This window comes from Fischerella thermalis PCC 7521 (assembly GCF_000317225.1).
Taxonomy (GTDB): Bacteria; Cyanobacteriota; Cyanobacteriia; order Cyanobacteriales; family Nostocaceae; genus Fischerella; species Fischerella thermalis.
This window is the reverse complement of record NZ_AJLL01000009.1, coordinates 1-14360: the sequence shown is the minus strand read 5'-3', so window position 1 is coordinate 14360 and position 14360 is coordinate 1. Positions and strand designations below refer to the sequence as shown.

The window sequence follows — 14360 nt, the reverse complement described above, 5'->3', positions numbered from 1 at the left end:
CTAACTACCAACTACTCACCATTGACTAATGACCATTGACTCTTGACAAATTTAGAAATCTAACCCAGCTTCACGTGCTGCATCAGCTAGTGCTTTGACGCGACCGTGATAAAGATTACCACCGCGATCAAACACGACTTTGGTTATGCCTTTTTCTAAGGCTCGCGTTGCAATTAGTTTGCCAACTTCAGTAGAGGCTTGAATATTGCCTCCAAAGGTGAGCTTGGATTTGAGTTCTGGTTCTACAGTGGAAGCTGCCACTATGGTGTGATGTTGAGTATCATCAATCACCTGAGCATAGATGTGTTGGTGGGAGCGAAATATTGCTAACCGTGGACGTTCTGGAGAACCGCTTACTTTCCCACGAATGCGCCGATGACGACGCTGTTTTGATTCTCTACGAGTAAGTTTCATATTTACTTCTTACCACTCTTACCAGTCTTACCAGCTTTACGTCTAACTGCTTCGCCAGCGTAGCGAATACCTTTTCCTTTGTAAGGTTCGGGTGGACGGACAGCACGAATTTTTGCTGCTGTGTTCCCGACTAATTCTTTGTCGTAACCGCTGACAATTACGTTAGTATTATTTTCAACTGCAAACTGAATTCCCTCTGGTGGGGCTATCTGTACCTGATGACTGTAGCCCATATTCAGTACTAGGTTACGACCTTGGACTTGCGCCCGATAGCCAACCCCTTGAATTTCCAAACGCCGTTCAAATCCTTTGGAAACTCCTTCAACCATGTTGGCAACCAAGGTACGGAATAAGCCGTGTAACTGCCTAGAAGTACGTGACTCATCTCGGCGACTAACCGTGAGTGTTTCCCCATCTTGGGACAAAATCACATTGGCGGGAAGTTCGCGCGAAAGCTCACCTTTTGGACCTTTGACAGTCACCTTGGCGTTATCAAAATTTACTTGGACTTTTGCGGGAACTGTAATTGGGCGTTTACCAATTCGAGACATAACTTTATCTTTGTTGTTAGTTGTTTGTTGTTTGTTGGTTGTTAGTTGTGAGTCAGCGCGCTGAACAGGGGGTTCCCCCCATGAGCGACTGCGAACCCGGAGGGTTGGTTATTACTACTAACTATTAACTACTAACCACTAACCAATGACTACCAAACGTAGCAAAGTACTTCACCACCCAAGTTCTGACGCCGTGCTTCTCTGTCGGTCATGATGCCACTAGATGTAGAAATAATGGCGATGCCTATGCCACCTAATACCCGTGGTAATTCTTTTTTATTGGAATAAACGCGTAAACCTGGTTTACTTACCCGTTTGAGAGTGGTGATGATAGGTTGGCGATTTTTACCCTTGTATTTCAGTGAAATTACTAAGTTTCGCTTACTTCCTTCTCCAACATCTTCGTAATCACCAATGTATCCTTCTTCTCGAAGCACTTTAGCGATATTACGGGTCATTTTTGTGGATGGCACTTGTGTAGTTTGATGCCGCGCCAGATTGGCATTGCGGATGCGCGTCAACATGTCAGCAATTGTGTCGTTAGTCGCCATCGTCTCCTCGTTTAATTGAACTTATTGTTCCCGAAAGGGCATTCCCATTTCTTTTAGTAAGGCACGACCTTCTTCATCACTCTTAGCTGTGGTGATGATGGAGATATCCATCCCTCGGATTTGGTCAATGCTGTCGTACTCAACCTCTGGAAAAATCAACTGTTCTCTAACGCCAAGGGTATAGTTACCACGACCATCAAAGCTTTTAGGACTAACACCACGAAAGTCGCGAATTCTGGGTAGAGCCAGGTTGATTAATCTGTCGAGAAAGGAATACATGCGTTCGCCTCTCAAGGTAACCATGATCCCTACAGGCATACCTTGACGAATTTTAAAACCTGCGATCGCTTTTTTCGCTCTTGTCACTACAGGCTTTTGCCCTGTGATCAAGGCAATTTCACTTAAAGATGCTTCTAGGGCTTTAGCGTTTTGTGCTGCTTCTCCCAACCCTCGATTGACAGTTACTTTCACCAATTTTGGTACTTGATGAACGTTGGTATACCCAAACTGTTTGGTGAGGTTGGGGACTATTGTTTCTTGGTATAAACTTTTAAGTCTTGTTGGCATAGTTTGTTTTTGTCCTGGTTGTCCCTGGGCTTGGTCAGGGAAATAGCATTTTGTTGTTTGTTGCTTGTTGGTTGTTGTTTGTTAATTTTTTTCGATCAACTACTAACTACCAACTGACAACCAATAACTATTTATCGATAATCTCACCTGTTTTCTTGAGCATCCGTACCTTCTTACCTTCTTCGGTAAAGGTGTAGCAGATGCGACTAGCGACGTTCTGCTTAGTGGAGTAAAGCATGACGTTGGAACTGTGAATTGGGTATTCCTGGGTGACAATGCGCCCGGATTCACCTTCCGCTTGGGGCTTGACGTGCTTGGTTTTGATATTGACGCCTTTGACAATGACTTTGCTTTCTTGAGGCAGGGCTTTGATAATCTCGCCAACTTTGCCTTTGTCTTTACCGGCAATTACCTGGACGGTATCTCCAGCTTTGACATGCATTTTGTAGAACTTTGGCTTTTGTTTTTTGCTTGCCATTACAGCACCTCCGGAGCCAAAGAAACGATTTTGGTAAAGTTTTTATCACGCAGTTCTCGAGCAACGGGGCCAAAGACGCGAGTGCCTTTAGGATTGCCGTCTTTATTAATGATGACTGCGGCATTGTCGTCAAAACGGATGCTCATACCGCTATCCCGCTTAATATTGTGGCGGGTACGAACAATCACTGCTTCTACAACATCTGATTTTTTGATAGCCATATTTGGCTGGGCATCTTTGACAACAGCAATAATTCTATCGCCCACAAAACCGTAGCGACAGTTACCTGCTCCTAAAACACGGATACACATGAGTTTACGAGCGCCGCTGTTGTCTGCAACATTCAGGTAAGTCTGGGGTTGGATCACAATAACTCTCCTTGTGGTTGGTAATTGCTAATTGATAATTGCTAATTGGTAATTACTAGTTGTCTTACCTATTACCCATTACCCATTACCCATTACCCATTAAGTATTTTTCGTAGTCAGAATTTCTGTGACTTGCCAGCGCTTGGTTTTGCTCAGGGGTCTGGTTTCTTGAATACGGACGCGATCGCCTATCTTACAGCGATTTTCTTCGTCATGAGCCTTATAACGCCGGGTATTCACCACAATTTTGCCGTACTTGGGATGAGGAGCGCGGTTTTCAACAGCGACTACAACTGTTTTTTGCATTTTGTCGCTCACTACCAAGCCAACTCGTTCTTTAACTGCCATAATCTCCTACTCTTGTTCTTTTGCGGCTTGATTTGCAGCCCGTTTGCGTTCTGACTCTACCGTTAGCAATTGGGCTAAGCGGTGTCGGGCATGTCGAAACAGGTGTGGTTTTTCTAGCTGTCTGGTTGCTTTTTGCAAGCGCAATTGAAATAACTCTTTTTTGACGGCAAGAATTTCCTCAGCCAGCTTTTCGTCACTTAATTCTCTTGCTTCCGAAATCTTGGGAAGAGGCATAACTTACTCCTACTCCTGTGGTTCTATTTCAGAGCGTGAAATGAATTTAGTCTTAATTGGTAGCTTGTATGCTGCTAAGCGCATTGCTTCGCGGGCGGTAGCTTCAGGTACACCAGCAATTTCAAATAAAATTCGTCCTGGCTTGACTACTGCTACCCAATATTCGGGAGAACCCTTACCAGAACCCATCCGGGTTTCGGCGGGACGCATTGTTACAGGCTTATCAGGGAAAATGCGAATCCAGATTTTACCACCCCGACGGATGTAACGGGTCATGGCTCGACGGGATGCCTCTATTTGTCGAGCGGTGATCCAAGCTGGTTCTTGAGCTTGGAGAGCAAAATCACCAAAGTTCAGGGAACTACCAGCAGTGGCTAGACCTTTCATGCGTCCGCGCTGCTGTTTGCGGAATTTCGTTCTTCTTGGACTTAACATGGTTTGCTAATTGGTAATTGCTAATTGGTAATTGCTAATTGGTAATTGCTGGTTTTCTTTCCCATTACCTATTACCCATTACCCATTACCCCTCGTTAGAGCGGTCTTCAAATTGCTGACGACGGCGTTGTTGACGACGACGCGGTTCACGTTCCCGTGTTGTTGGGGGGGCAGGTGCTTCTTCTTGTCCAGGAATAATTTCTCCTTTGAATACCCAGACTTTGATGCCAAGAATACCGTAGATGGTTTTTGCTGTGCAGTAAGCGTAGTCAATGTCAGCCCGTAGGGTATGTAAAGGTACTCTACCTTCACGTGTCCATTCTGTGCGAGCGATCTCCGCACCATTGAGACGACCACTAACCTGGACTTTGATCCCTTGTACGCCAGCACGTTGGGCGCGCTGAATGGCTTGACGCACAACTCGTCGGAAGGAAACGCGGCGCTCTAGCTGTTGAGCGATGTATTCAGCAATTAGGTAAGCATCAGCATCAACACGTTGTACTTCCACAACGTTGATGCGGATTTGACGATTGCTGCCCAACAGGTCTTGAAGTCCGGTACGCAATGATTCAATGCCTTGCCCACCCCGACCTACAACTACACCAGGGCGTGCGGTGCGTACTTCCAGATCAATTTGATCGGCTTTACGCTCAATCCGTACTTCCGAAATGCCTGCATTATTCTGAGCGTATCTACCCAGTTTTTCCTCAATAAAGTTACGAAGTTTGTGGTCTTCTTGTAAGAGTTCTGGATAACGGCTAGGGTCAGCAAACCAACGAGATTGATGCTCTTGGGTAATTCCTAGACGAAAACCAACTGGATGTATTTTCTGTCCCACGAATGCTTTCCTCTAAAATTTCTTTCAGCTATGGGTGTAAGTAGTTATTCAGCTGAGGCTCCAGGAGCAACAGCGACTGTAATATGACACGTTGGTTTGCGAATCTGGTACGCTCGACCTTGCGCCCTTGGTTGAAACCGTTTCAGAACTGGCCCTTGATCTGCATAGGCCTTAGTAATTACTAAATCTGCCCGATCCAATCCTTCGTTATGTTCTGCATTGGCAGCAGCGCTTCTGAGAACCTTCAATACTGGTTCACAAGCCCGATAGGGCATAAATTCTAGAATGATCAGCGCTTCTCGATAAGACCGTCCACGAATTTGATCGAGTACCCGACGCACTTTATAAGGGGACATGCGTATATAACGGGCGATCGCTTTTACTTCATTAGTAGTATCAACAGCCATAGTTTTCTCCGTTTTAGTTAGTGGTTAGTAGTTATTGGTTAGTAGTTACTGTCCACTAACTACGTTCTACCTTCCTGCTTTTTTGTCTTTGGCATGACCTCTAAAAGTGCGTGTGGGAGCAAATTCGCCCAGCTTATGTCCCACCATTTGGTCACTGATGAAAACAGGTACGTGCTGCCGTCCGTTATGAACAGCAATGGTATGACCAACCATTTCCGGCAGAATTGTGGAAGCTCGTGACCAGGTTTTGATCACTTCTTTTCTATTGCTTTCGTTAAGCTTCTCAATTTTGCTGAGCAAGTGATCTGCTACGAAAGGACCTTTTTTCAGAGAACGACCCATAATTTTGGTAATTGGTAATTGGTAATTGGTAATAGGTAATTGGTAATTAACCCATTACCTATTACCCGTTAGCATTAACTTTCACGACCACCGCGACCGCGTTTAGAGGACTTACGGCGACGGCGTACAATTAACTTGCTACTTGGCTTTTTAGGTTTGCGTGTCTTCAGACCCAAGGCTGGTTTACCCCAAGGAGTAACAGGGCCGGAGCGACCGATGGGCGCACGACCTTCACCACCGCCGTGGGGGTGATCAACCGGGTTCATGACGCTACCTCTAACATGAGGACGGCGGCCTTTCCAGCGATTTCTACCGGCTTTACCTGCACTCAAGTTTCGGGCATCAATGTTACCCACTTGTCCAATGGTGGCATAGCATTCCCGGCGGATCATGCGGACTTCTCCTGAAGGCAACTTCAGGGTGACATAATTACCTTCTTTGGCTACGACTTGAGCTGTTGCACCAGCAGAACGAACGATTTGACCACCTTTACCTGGAGTCAGTTCAACGTTATGAACGCTCGTACCCAAGGGAATGTTTGACAAAGGTAAGGCGTTGCCATCTTCAATGGGAGCATTGACACCAGCGATTACTGTTGTTCCAACTTTTAATCCGTTGGGCTGGAGAATATAACGTTTCTCGCCGTCTTGGTACTGTAAAAGGGCGATGCGGGCATTACGGTTGGGATCGTATTCAATGGCAATGACTTCAGCAGGGATATCACGTTTATTACGTTTGAAGTCGATGATCCGGTAAAGCCGCTTGTGTCCGCCTCCCCGAAAGCGGCTGGTGATCCGACCTTGGTTGTTGCGGCCTTTGGCACGATGTACATATTTGGTTAAAGACTTTTCCGGCTCAGTTTTGGTAATTTCTGAAAAGTCGGAAATAGTTACCTGGCGAGTACTGGGGGTATAAGGGCGAAAAGAACGAGTACCCATAATTTTATTTGTTAGTTGTTGGTTGTTGTAGAGACGTGCCATGGCACGTCTGTACATTGGTTAGTTGTTAGTTGTTAGTTGTTAGGTTGTTTGGTTGTCATCCCTAACGACTTATAGGCCAAAGTCTTCCTTACTATCCACTAACTACTACTAACTACTAACCAATAACTAGTTACACTTCAGGGAATAGAACTTGTCTGATCTTGTTTTCATCCCCAGTCGCCACTGTGACAATGGCTCGTTTGTATTGGGGTTTGTAACCAATAAATCTACCGACACGACGCTTTTTGCGTGGACGATTGCTGGTATTTACTTGTACTACTTTGACGTCAAACAGACTTTCTATTGCCGCTTTGATTTCTGGTTTTGTTGCTTTGGGAGAGACTTCAAATGTATATTTATTCTGCTCCATGAGGATGGTCGCCTTTTCGGTAATAATTGGGCGACGCACTAGGTCAGGGAGGTTGCGGGGGTCGAAGTTAGGCACTGTAGACCTCCTGAATTTTTTCTAGGGCTGATGCGGTAACGACGATTTTGTCTGCGTGGAGCAAATCGTAAACGTTGAGATTATCAGCGGCGATGAGTTTGAGATTCTCAACGTTACGGGCTGACAAAAGTACGTTTTCGTTTTTTTCGGACAAGACTAACAGTGTCTTACTTTCTGGGTCAGCACCCCAACGGGCGATCGCTGACACTAATTCTTTGGTTTTGGGACGCTGTAGCTGTTCGCTAAATTCTTCTACCACAATTAAGTCATCAACACGGCTAGCAAACGCTGTCCGCAATGCTAACTTCCGCTCTTTGCGGTTCATCTTGATTTCATAATCTCTGGGTTTGGGCCCGAAGATGACACCGCCACCACGCCACAGTGGAGAACGAATAGAACCTGCACGCGCCCGACCTGTACCTTTTTGCCGCCAAGGTTTGCGACCGCCGCCTCTGACTTCAGAGCGGGTTTTTGTACTGGCGGTTCCTTGACGAGCATTGGCCATTTGTCTAATCAAGGCTCTATACACAATATGAGCCGCTGTTTGTTCTTTGGCAACCCGCAAGTCAAAGCTTTTTTGCCCGACTTGTTCTCCCTGCCAATTTTTGACTACACATTCAAACATTGTTTATGTCCTTTGTCATCTGTTTGATGTTGCTTGTTGCTTGTTGTTTGTTGTTTGTTGTTTGGAAGTACAACCAACAATCAACTACCAACAAATAACCAATGTGACTATTGACTACTACTTACCAACTACCTTGGCAGGCAAAATATTTAGCAATGACCCGGGTTTACCAGGGACAGCTCCCTTGACTAGCAATAAGTTACGTTCCGAGTCTACTCGTACCACTGTTAATTTCCGAACTGTGGTGCGGCTACCTCCTAAACGACCTGGCGCGCGCTTACCTGGATAAACACGACCGGGCGTCGTACCAGCACCGGTGGAACCAGGCGCTCTATGGTTTTTGGAACCATGCGACATGGGCCCACGACCGAAGTTGTTGCGTTTTTGGTTGCCTGCAAAACCGCGACCGATGCTTGTACCTATGACATCTACTTGTTGACCTGCGCTAAATATATCCGCTTTTATCTGTTGACCTAAGGCATAATCACCAGAGTTATCGAGGCGATATTCTTTTAAATGACGTAATGCTGGGGCAGAGGATTTTGCTAGATGACCTAATAAGGGTTTGTTTAGCGCTTTTGGCTTTACTTCGCCATAGCCTACTTGGATGGCGGAGTAACCGTCGGTCTGTTTTGTTTTAACTTGAGTTACTGTGCATGGCCCCGCTTGAATGACAGTCACAGGAATGGCTACTCCTGCATCGTCAAAGATTTGGGTCATGCCCAGTTTGGTGCCGAGAATACCTACAGACACAGTTACTGGCTCTCCTTTCTACTTTTTTCTTGGGAAATTGGATTCTTCAGGACACTGGTACAGTAGCTGTTGCGGCTACTTTCCGCTTGTGAGCGGCGCCTATTGAAGTCAGGAGCGGCTTAGGTATGGCGGCTCCAACTTCCCCGGTCTTTCACCAAGTATCCATACTAATTACGTGAATCCGTTTGCTGTCACTCAGATGTGATTAGAACAACCAAAAAACCTTTCCACTGGGGAAAGTATACTGTTTGGGTTCAATACAAGGCTTTGGAGCTTTGTGCAACAATGCTTCTATCTAAGCAATTGCTCTGGCACTTTACTTGCTTGTAGCAGGACTTAGGCAGCAAGCTACCCAGTATCCTTGTAACTGAGACTTACGCCATGCTACAAACCGACATCGCTGCTCAGTTTCTACCCCTCCAATTACCTTAAACCATAATCTTTAAGGTTTTGCCTGTTTTTGGCTCTATTACAAGAGTGAACCTGTTTTACTGACTGGTGTGAGTTTGAGTTTTTGACTCTACTCTTTTACCTTGACCTGAAAGTTTTTATAGTTTACCAGTCTCTTGTCTATTCTAGCCAGCTAATTCTGTTGAGAATTTAGCTATTAGCTTTAAATAGCTAATTTGTGGCTAGTAATAACAATGAAGGGGTATCCTAAATTTGGTCACGATCTAAGAGTATAGATCAAATATTTACTTTTGTCTATTAACTTTTTTAGAGAAATGAGAAATAGGAAGATGAAAAACAAAGCGATCGCCTAATCAAACCACTTTTTTAACTCAATTCCAGGAAAGGAATCTTAAAAAGTGCGATCGCTTTTGGCTATCTGCCAGCTTGTTATCTAAACCTACGATCAAGCTAGTGGTCTGGCTATCTAACTTTGAACATCCTGATTTCGCTATTACATTTGAAGAAAATTATGCTATCTGCTTTATCCTGTCGATAAGATAATCGTTTAACGTAATTTCATAACAAAAAGTAAATAATAGAGATATCTAAGTCGGACAATACAAAAACCTATGGCACTAATTACCACTGGTAACACTTTAATTCGCGATCTAGAAAAAAATGGCGCTCTTGGCGTATACGTACCTCTAGAAGGAGGTTTTGAAGGTCGTTACAGACGCCGACTACGTGCAGCAGGCTATATCACTCTTCATATCACTGCTAGAGGACTAGGTGACCTAGCTGCTTATCTCACAGGTGTACATGGAGTTAGACCTCCCCACCTTGGCAAAAAAAGCACTGGTAGCGGGGCGGCAGTTGGTTACGTGTATTATGTGCCACCTATCGTTAACTATCAGCTAGAGCAGTTACCACCAAAATCCAAGGGATTGGTATTGTGGATTATTGAAGGGCATATTCTTTCTGATCAAGAAATTGAGTACTTAGCGAACTTGCCCAAGCTGGAACCACGGGTCAAAGTCGTAATCGAACGAGGTGGCGATCGCGCCTTCCGCTGGATGGCTCTGGAAAAAACTCTGTTAGCTAGCTAAATCTAGGGTATCGGGTATTGTTGGCAAAATCAAAAAATTAATGGCGTTGCATAAAATCGGGATGGATTCTTGAACCGCGTTAGACGCGAAGTGCGCGAAGAAGTTAGATTTTTTCGTTTACAAAATTTCAAAAACATCCCGCTTTCTCTGCAACGCTAAATTAATTGTTTCCAAAACGGAATTAATGCAGATGTCTTTATCAAACGCACATTACATCCTGTTCTGTTGAATACTTATACTGTCGCCTAGGCTGGTAATTGGTAATAGGTAATTGGTGAGACTACTTGCCGTCTTGGCTTATGCCGAGATGGCAAAGTAGCGAACCCGAAGGGTAATGGGAAAAACCAATGACCAAAAGCGAAGCATAATATCGTAAGCAATTAGCCGAACTTGATATTACATCTGCTTGAACCCATGGTTCACAAGTACATTAGTATTAAATAAAAATCAAAACTGAGCTATTTTTACACCATTAAAACTGTATATTTCTTTATACTGAACATATATCTGTATAAAATTTCATAAAATATAGAATTTTAACCGTAAAAACCACAGTGAAGATATCTTTGTAAACCATGACCAAGACATTAGGTTTGTTGAAGATGAACTGCGACTATAAACAGACAAACACCAAGAACTAATACTAATGTTTCTACGAAAAATCATCGAGAGAAATCGGCTAGTAGTGGCAACTTTGCTCTTGTGTGCTGCGTTGGTTGTGATGATTGGAATTTCTTTATCATTGGGGGCTGTGTCAATAACGCCAATCCAGTTATGGAAAGCAATTTGGCGTCAAGGAGATCCACTTTACCAAACAATTCTATGGGATTTACGGCTACCGAGAACTTTGGCTGCAATGCTTGTGGGTGCAGCTTTAGGCACAGCAGGCGCATTGTTACAGGGAATGTTGCGTAACGGTTTAGCTGATCCGTTTCTTCTTGGTATCTCAGCAGGTGCAGGTTTAGTTGCTGTGGCAATGTTTAGTTTTGGGGTATTACAGGCTTGGGTTCCTCTAGCGGCTTGGATTGGAGGCTTATTCACAACTATCATTATTTATTTTTTAGCTCGTAGAGGTGATGGTATTTCAGTTGAAAGATTAATTTTAGGTGGGGTGGCGGTCAGTTCTCTATTTGGTGCGATTCAATCGGTATTGTTACTAATGGCTGAAGATGGACAAGTGCAAGCAGCGTTGAATTGGTTGATTGGTAGTTTGAATGGACGAGGATGGACTGAGGTCAAAACTGGGGGAATTTATATTTGCGTATCTTTGCTATTAGGGTGTTTGCTAGCTCGTACCTTGAATTTGTTGAATTTGGGTGACGAATTAGCGGTGGGGTTGGGAGTTTCCCTGGTGCGATCGCGGATTTTGATTGGTGGTATCGCTTCATTATTGGCTGCGGGTGCGGTGAGTATCGGCGGATTAATTGGTTTTGTCGGCTTGATTGTACCGCATGGCATCCGTTTACTTGTAGGTGCAGATTATCGTGCTGTTCTGCCACTTAGTGCTGTTGGTGGCGCTGTTGTCCTCACTCTTGCCGATGTAGTTTCTCGCTCAGCAGTTGTAGAGTTACCAGTGGGTGCAGTTACTGCTTTGTTAGGTTCACCTCTATTTATTTGGTTGCTTTATGGCCGCCAAACAAGTATTTAATATCATGTCGGCTTGAACAGTTATATTATCCGTTGGGGTCGGTAATTGGTAATGGGTAATTGGTAATTGGTTATAGTTGGTTATTTTTTTCACCATGCCTGAGACCCAATACCCAAGCTTTATATCGTAAGCAATTAGTCGGACTGATATAAAATCCAAAATCTAAAATTAATGTTATGCCTATAGAAACTCACAACCTTACTGGTGGTTATGCAAATCAACAAATAGTTAAAGATATCAACATTACTATTGCCAAAGGAGAATGGTTGAGTTTAGTAGGTGCTAATGGTTCAGGGAAAACTACACTGCTAAAACTCCTCAGTCGCCTCATAAAACCACAGCAGGGGACTGTGTTGCTCGATGGTAAGGCAATTCACACACAACCTAGTAAAGTAGTGGCACAAAAATTAGCTTTTTTACCACAACAGCAAACAATCCCGACTGGTTTAACAGTGGAACAGTTAGTTAGTTTAGGACGTACATCTCATCAAGCGTGGTGGCAATGGGAATTAAATACAGAAGATCGCAGCAAAGTAGAGATGGCTTTGCAGCTAACACAAATGGAAAACTTTCGCGATCGCACTATCGAAAAACTCTCAGGTGGAGAACGTCAACGGGCTTTTTTAGCATTAGCCATAGCACAAAATCCTCAAACTTTATTGTTAGATGAACCGACTACCTATTTGGATATTCGTTATCAACTAGAATTATTAGAATTACTTAAAAAACTTAATCAACAGCAATATTTAACTATAGTAACTGTTTTACATGATGTTAATTTAGCTGCCAGATATAGTTCTCGAATTGCTCTGTTGTCCCACGGAAAAATATTTGCTCTTGGAACTCCAGAATTTGTTCTAAAACCCGCCTATTTAGCTGAAGTTTTAGGTGTACACGTTGCAGTTATTGAAACACCTGTTGGATTACAAATTTGTCCACTAACATCAATTCATCCATAAAAAATTAGAGCCAAAGTATTCTTTTCTAATCTATAGATACTTAATCATTTGCTATGAGGAAATTTAAAATGCGTCGCTCTTGGATAATATTCTGTTTGCAAGCATTCTTGATTGTGAATATAGTTGCATGTGCCACGACGATTAATCAGCAGCCCCAAAAATCTCTTCCTACTCCTGCCCAAGTAGTGACAAAAGAATCAGCCAAAAGAGTTGTCGCTCTCTCTACAATTGCGGCTGATATTATCTCCCAACTTGATCAATCTAAATTGGTAGGAATGACTGGTAGTAACCTTTTTAACAACAATAGCAGATTTCAAAATATTCCCCGTATTAATGAAGGAAGAACACCACTAAATCTAGAAAAAGTTATTGCACTTAAACCAGATTTAGTTGTTGCTCCAACTGGTTTTTATGTACAAGAAATGGGAAAATTACAACAGCTAGGAATTGCTACTTATACTTATAATCTTAATAGTTGGGAAGCTTTACAAAAACTGACTCAATCTCTTGCTCAATTAATTGCTGCCGATCCACTACCTTTAATAAACCGTTATCAATCATTTTTAGCAAATAAACCTAATCAGCAATATTCAACTTTGGTGTTAGTGAGTGTTAAACCAATTTTGTCACCAAATAAAAATAGTTGGGCTGGTGATTTGCTCACAAAATTTCAAGCCAAAAATGTCACAGCAGACTTACAAGGGCAAAGTCAATTCCGAGGTTATGTAACTCTTTCCCCGGAAAAAATTTTACAGGAAAACCCAGAAGTATTAATTTTGGTTAATACTCCCCAACCTCAGTCTAAAACAGAACTCTTAGAGTCTTGGCAAAAAGAACCTTTTTGGCAGCAATTACAAGCTATCAAAAACGACCGTGTTTATATTTTTGACTATCATGGACTCGTGAATGCAGGTAGCATAGATGCGATAGAAGCAACTTGTAAACGGTTACGCTTGGCTTTATCTGGGCAATAATTAAGTTAGAAGTACTGTTTGTATTTTGAAAATAGGGATTGGGCATCAAGAAAGAGAAATGAAATCTGTAGCAATAGGGAAGAGACTACTGTATGTGCTGTTGACGCTGTACGCTATCATTACGCTCATCCCGTTTTTGTGGGCACTTTCGGCATCCTTTAAACCCCTCTCGGAAATAGTCAGTGGCGAACCTAATTTTTTGCCCAAAAACTTTACTTTTGACAACTATAAACAAATTTTTTTGCAAGAACCGCTATTTCTGCGTTGGTTATTCAACAGTCTAGTGATTGCGGTTTGCGTCACTATTTTAAATTTATTGTTTAACTCAATGGCTGGTTATGCTTTGGCAAGACTGCGGTTTTGGGGCAGACATTTCTGGTTCTTACTGATTTTGGCAGTACTAGCAGTGCCAGCACAAATTACTCTGATTCCAACATTTTTGATCTTAAAAGCGTTCGGCTGGCTGAATTCTTACCAAGGTATGATCGTCCCCAGTATGGTGAATGCCACTTTTATTTTTATGATGCGGCAGTTTTTTATTAATTTTCCTAAAGAATTAGAGGAAGCTGCTGCACTTGACGGTTTAACTCCTTTGGGCATTTTTTGGCGTATTGTTTTACCTTTGGCAAAACCAGCATTAGCAGCGCAGGCAGTTTTTGTGTTTATGGGCAGTTGGAATAATTTTTTGCTGCCCATAGTGATACTGTTTGATCCAGAAATGTTTACTTTGCCTTTGGGGTTGAATTCTTTTAAAGGTCAATATATCAGCTACTGGAACTACATCATGGCAGCTTCCATGGTGTTTACTCTGCCAGCTTTAGCAATTTATGCCTTTTTCAACCGATATTTTATTCAAAGTGTGACTTTTACGGGAGGCAAAGGGTAAGAATTGAGGACAAGGGGGACAAGGATGAAAATAAATCTTTCCTTTGCCCTTTCCCCTA

21 protein-coding genes are annotated in these 14360 nt (G+C 43.1%); 5 read left to right on the top strand and 16 right to left on the bottom strand.

All coding sequences use genetic code 11. The annotated features are described in order from the left end of the window. Window positions 1–51: 51 nt before the first annotated feature. From rplR to rplC, 16 genes are all read right to left on the bottom strand, one after another. Entirely contained in the window at window positions 52–414 is a 363-nt protein-coding gene (rplR, locus tag UYK_RS0102235) for a 50S ribosomal protein L18 (protein ID WP_009455540.1), read from the bottom strand. Window positions 415–416: 2 nt separating this feature from the next. After that, window positions 417–965 carry a 50S ribosomal protein L6 gene (rplF, locus tag UYK_RS0102230; protein ID WP_009455538.1) on the bottom strand — a complete coding sequence of 183 codons (549 nt, stop codon included), beginning with the start codon at window positions 963–965 and terminating at the stop codon, window positions 417–419. A 149-nt stretch (window positions 966–1114) separates the two neighbouring features. Continuing rightward, window positions 1115–1516 (bottom strand): 30S ribosomal protein S8, encoded by a 402-nt coding sequence (rpsH, locus tag UYK_RS0102225; RefSeq protein WP_009455535.1) that lies wholly within the window; start codon window positions 1514–1516, stop codon window positions 1115–1117. A gap of 21 nt (window positions 1517–1537) precedes the next feature. Further along, window positions 1538–2083, bottom strand: coding sequence for a 50S ribosomal protein L5 (gene rplE, locus UYK_RS0102220; RefSeq protein WP_009455534.1), 546 nt, complete (start codon window positions 2081–2083; stop codon window positions 1538–1540). Between the two features lie 127 nt (window positions 2084–2210). Further along, on the bottom strand, window positions 2211–2561 hold the full coding sequence (gene rplX / locus UYK_RS0102215) for a 50S ribosomal protein L24 (protein ID WP_009455533.1): 351 nt from the start codon (window positions 2559–2561) through the stop codon (window positions 2211–2213). Beyond that, on the bottom strand, window positions 2561–2929 hold the full coding sequence (rplN, locus tag UYK_RS0102210; RefSeq protein WP_009455531.1) for a 50S ribosomal protein L14: 369 nt from the start codon (window positions 2927–2929) through the stop codon (window positions 2561–2563). The genes rplX and rplN overlap by 1 nt, the downstream gene beginning before the upstream one ends. Before the next feature lie 99 nt (window positions 2930–3028). Next, on the bottom strand, window positions 3029–3277 hold the full coding sequence (gene rpsQ, locus UYK_RS0102205) for a 30S ribosomal protein S17 (RefSeq protein WP_009455529.1): 249 nt from the start codon (window positions 3275–3277) through the stop codon (window positions 3029–3031). 6 nt (window positions 3278–3283) lie between these two features. Continuing rightward, window positions 3284–3511, bottom strand: a complete 228-nt coding sequence (gene rpmC, locus UYK_RS0102200) for a 50S ribosomal protein L29 (RefSeq protein WP_016870837.1) — start codon at window positions 3509–3511, stop codon at window positions 3284–3286. Between the two features lie 9 nt (window positions 3512–3520). After that, window positions 3521–3946 (bottom strand): 50S ribosomal protein L16, encoded by a 426-nt coding sequence (gene rplP / locus UYK_RS0102195; protein WP_009455525.1) that lies wholly within the window; start codon window positions 3944–3946, stop codon window positions 3521–3523. Between the two features lie 85 nt (window positions 3947–4031). Further along, the gene (gene rpsC, locus UYK_RS0102190) at window positions 4032–4784 is read right to left on the bottom strand and encodes a 30S ribosomal protein S3 (RefSeq protein ID WP_009455520.1); all 753 of its coding nucleotides are present in this window, start codon (window positions 4782–4784) and stop codon (window positions 4032–4034) included. Between the two features lie 44 nt (window positions 4785–4828). Beyond that, a complete protein-coding gene (rplV, locus tag UYK_RS0102185) occupies window positions 4829–5191 on the bottom strand; it encodes a 50S ribosomal protein L22 (protein WP_009455518.1) in 363 nt (120 codons plus the stop codon). A gap of 66 nt (window positions 5192–5257) precedes the next feature. Continuing rightward, window positions 5258–5533, bottom strand: a complete 276-nt coding sequence (gene rpsS / locus UYK_RS0102180; RefSeq protein WP_009455516.1) for a 30S ribosomal protein S19 — start codon at window positions 5531–5533, stop codon at window positions 5258–5260. Between the two features lie 74 nt (window positions 5534–5607). Then, window positions 5608–6471: a 50S ribosomal protein L2 gene (rplB, locus tag UYK_RS0102175; RefSeq protein WP_026086337.1), complete on the bottom strand. Its 864-nt coding sequence runs from the start codon at window positions 6469–6471 to the stop codon at window positions 5608–5610. Between the two features lie 172 nt (window positions 6472–6643). Next, complete coding sequence (locus tag UYK_RS0102170) at window positions 6644–6958, bottom strand: 50S ribosomal protein L23 (RefSeq protein ID WP_009455511.1); 315 nt, start codon at window positions 6956–6958, stop codon at window positions 6644–6646. Then, a complete protein-coding gene (rplD, locus tag UYK_RS0102165; RefSeq protein ID WP_009455509.1) occupies window positions 6951–7583 on the bottom strand; it encodes a 50S ribosomal protein L4 in 633 nt (210 codons plus the stop codon). The genes UYK_RS0102170 and rplD overlap by 8 nt, the downstream gene beginning before the upstream one ends. A gap of 117 nt (window positions 7584–7700) precedes the next feature. Continuing rightward, entirely contained in the window at window positions 7701–8336 is a 636-nt protein-coding gene (gene rplC / locus UYK_RS0102160) for a 50S ribosomal protein L3 (protein WP_009455507.1), read from the bottom strand. A gap of 1022 nt (window positions 8337–9358) precedes the next feature. Between rplC and ndhN the strand changes: the two genes are divergently transcribed. The 5 genes from ndhN to UYK_RS0102135 all read left to right on the top strand — a co-directional run bounded on the left by ndhN (window position 9359) and on the right by UYK_RS0102135 (window position 14302). After that, complete coding sequence (ndhN, locus tag UYK_RS0102155) at window positions 9359–9835, top strand: NAD(P)H-quinone oxidoreductase subunit N (protein ID WP_009455505.1); 477 nt, start codon at window positions 9359–9361, stop codon at window positions 9833–9835. A gap of 646 nt (window positions 9836–10481) precedes the next feature. Next, window positions 10482–11483 (top strand): FecCD family ABC transporter permease, encoded by a 1002-nt coding sequence (locus tag UYK_RS0102150; protein ID WP_009455503.1) that lies wholly within the window; start codon window positions 10482–10484, stop codon window positions 11481–11483. Between the two features lie 176 nt (window positions 11484–11659). Further along, window positions 11660–12442: an ABC transporter ATP-binding protein gene (locus UYK_RS0102145; protein ID WP_009455502.1), complete on the top strand. Its 783-nt coding sequence runs from the start codon at window positions 11660–11662 to the stop codon at window positions 12440–12442. A gap of 68 nt (window positions 12443–12510) precedes the next feature. Then, window positions 12511–13416: an ABC transporter substrate-binding protein gene (locus tag UYK_RS0102140; RefSeq protein ID WP_016870835.1), complete on the top strand. Its 906-nt coding sequence runs from the start codon at window positions 12511–12513 to the stop codon at window positions 13414–13416. 58 nt (window positions 13417–13474) lie between these two features. After that, on the top strand, window positions 13475–14302 hold the full coding sequence (locus UYK_RS0102135) for a carbohydrate ABC transporter permease (protein WP_009455500.1): 828 nt from the start codon (window positions 13475–13477) through the stop codon (window positions 14300–14302). Window positions 14303–14360 lie beyond the last annotated feature (58 nt).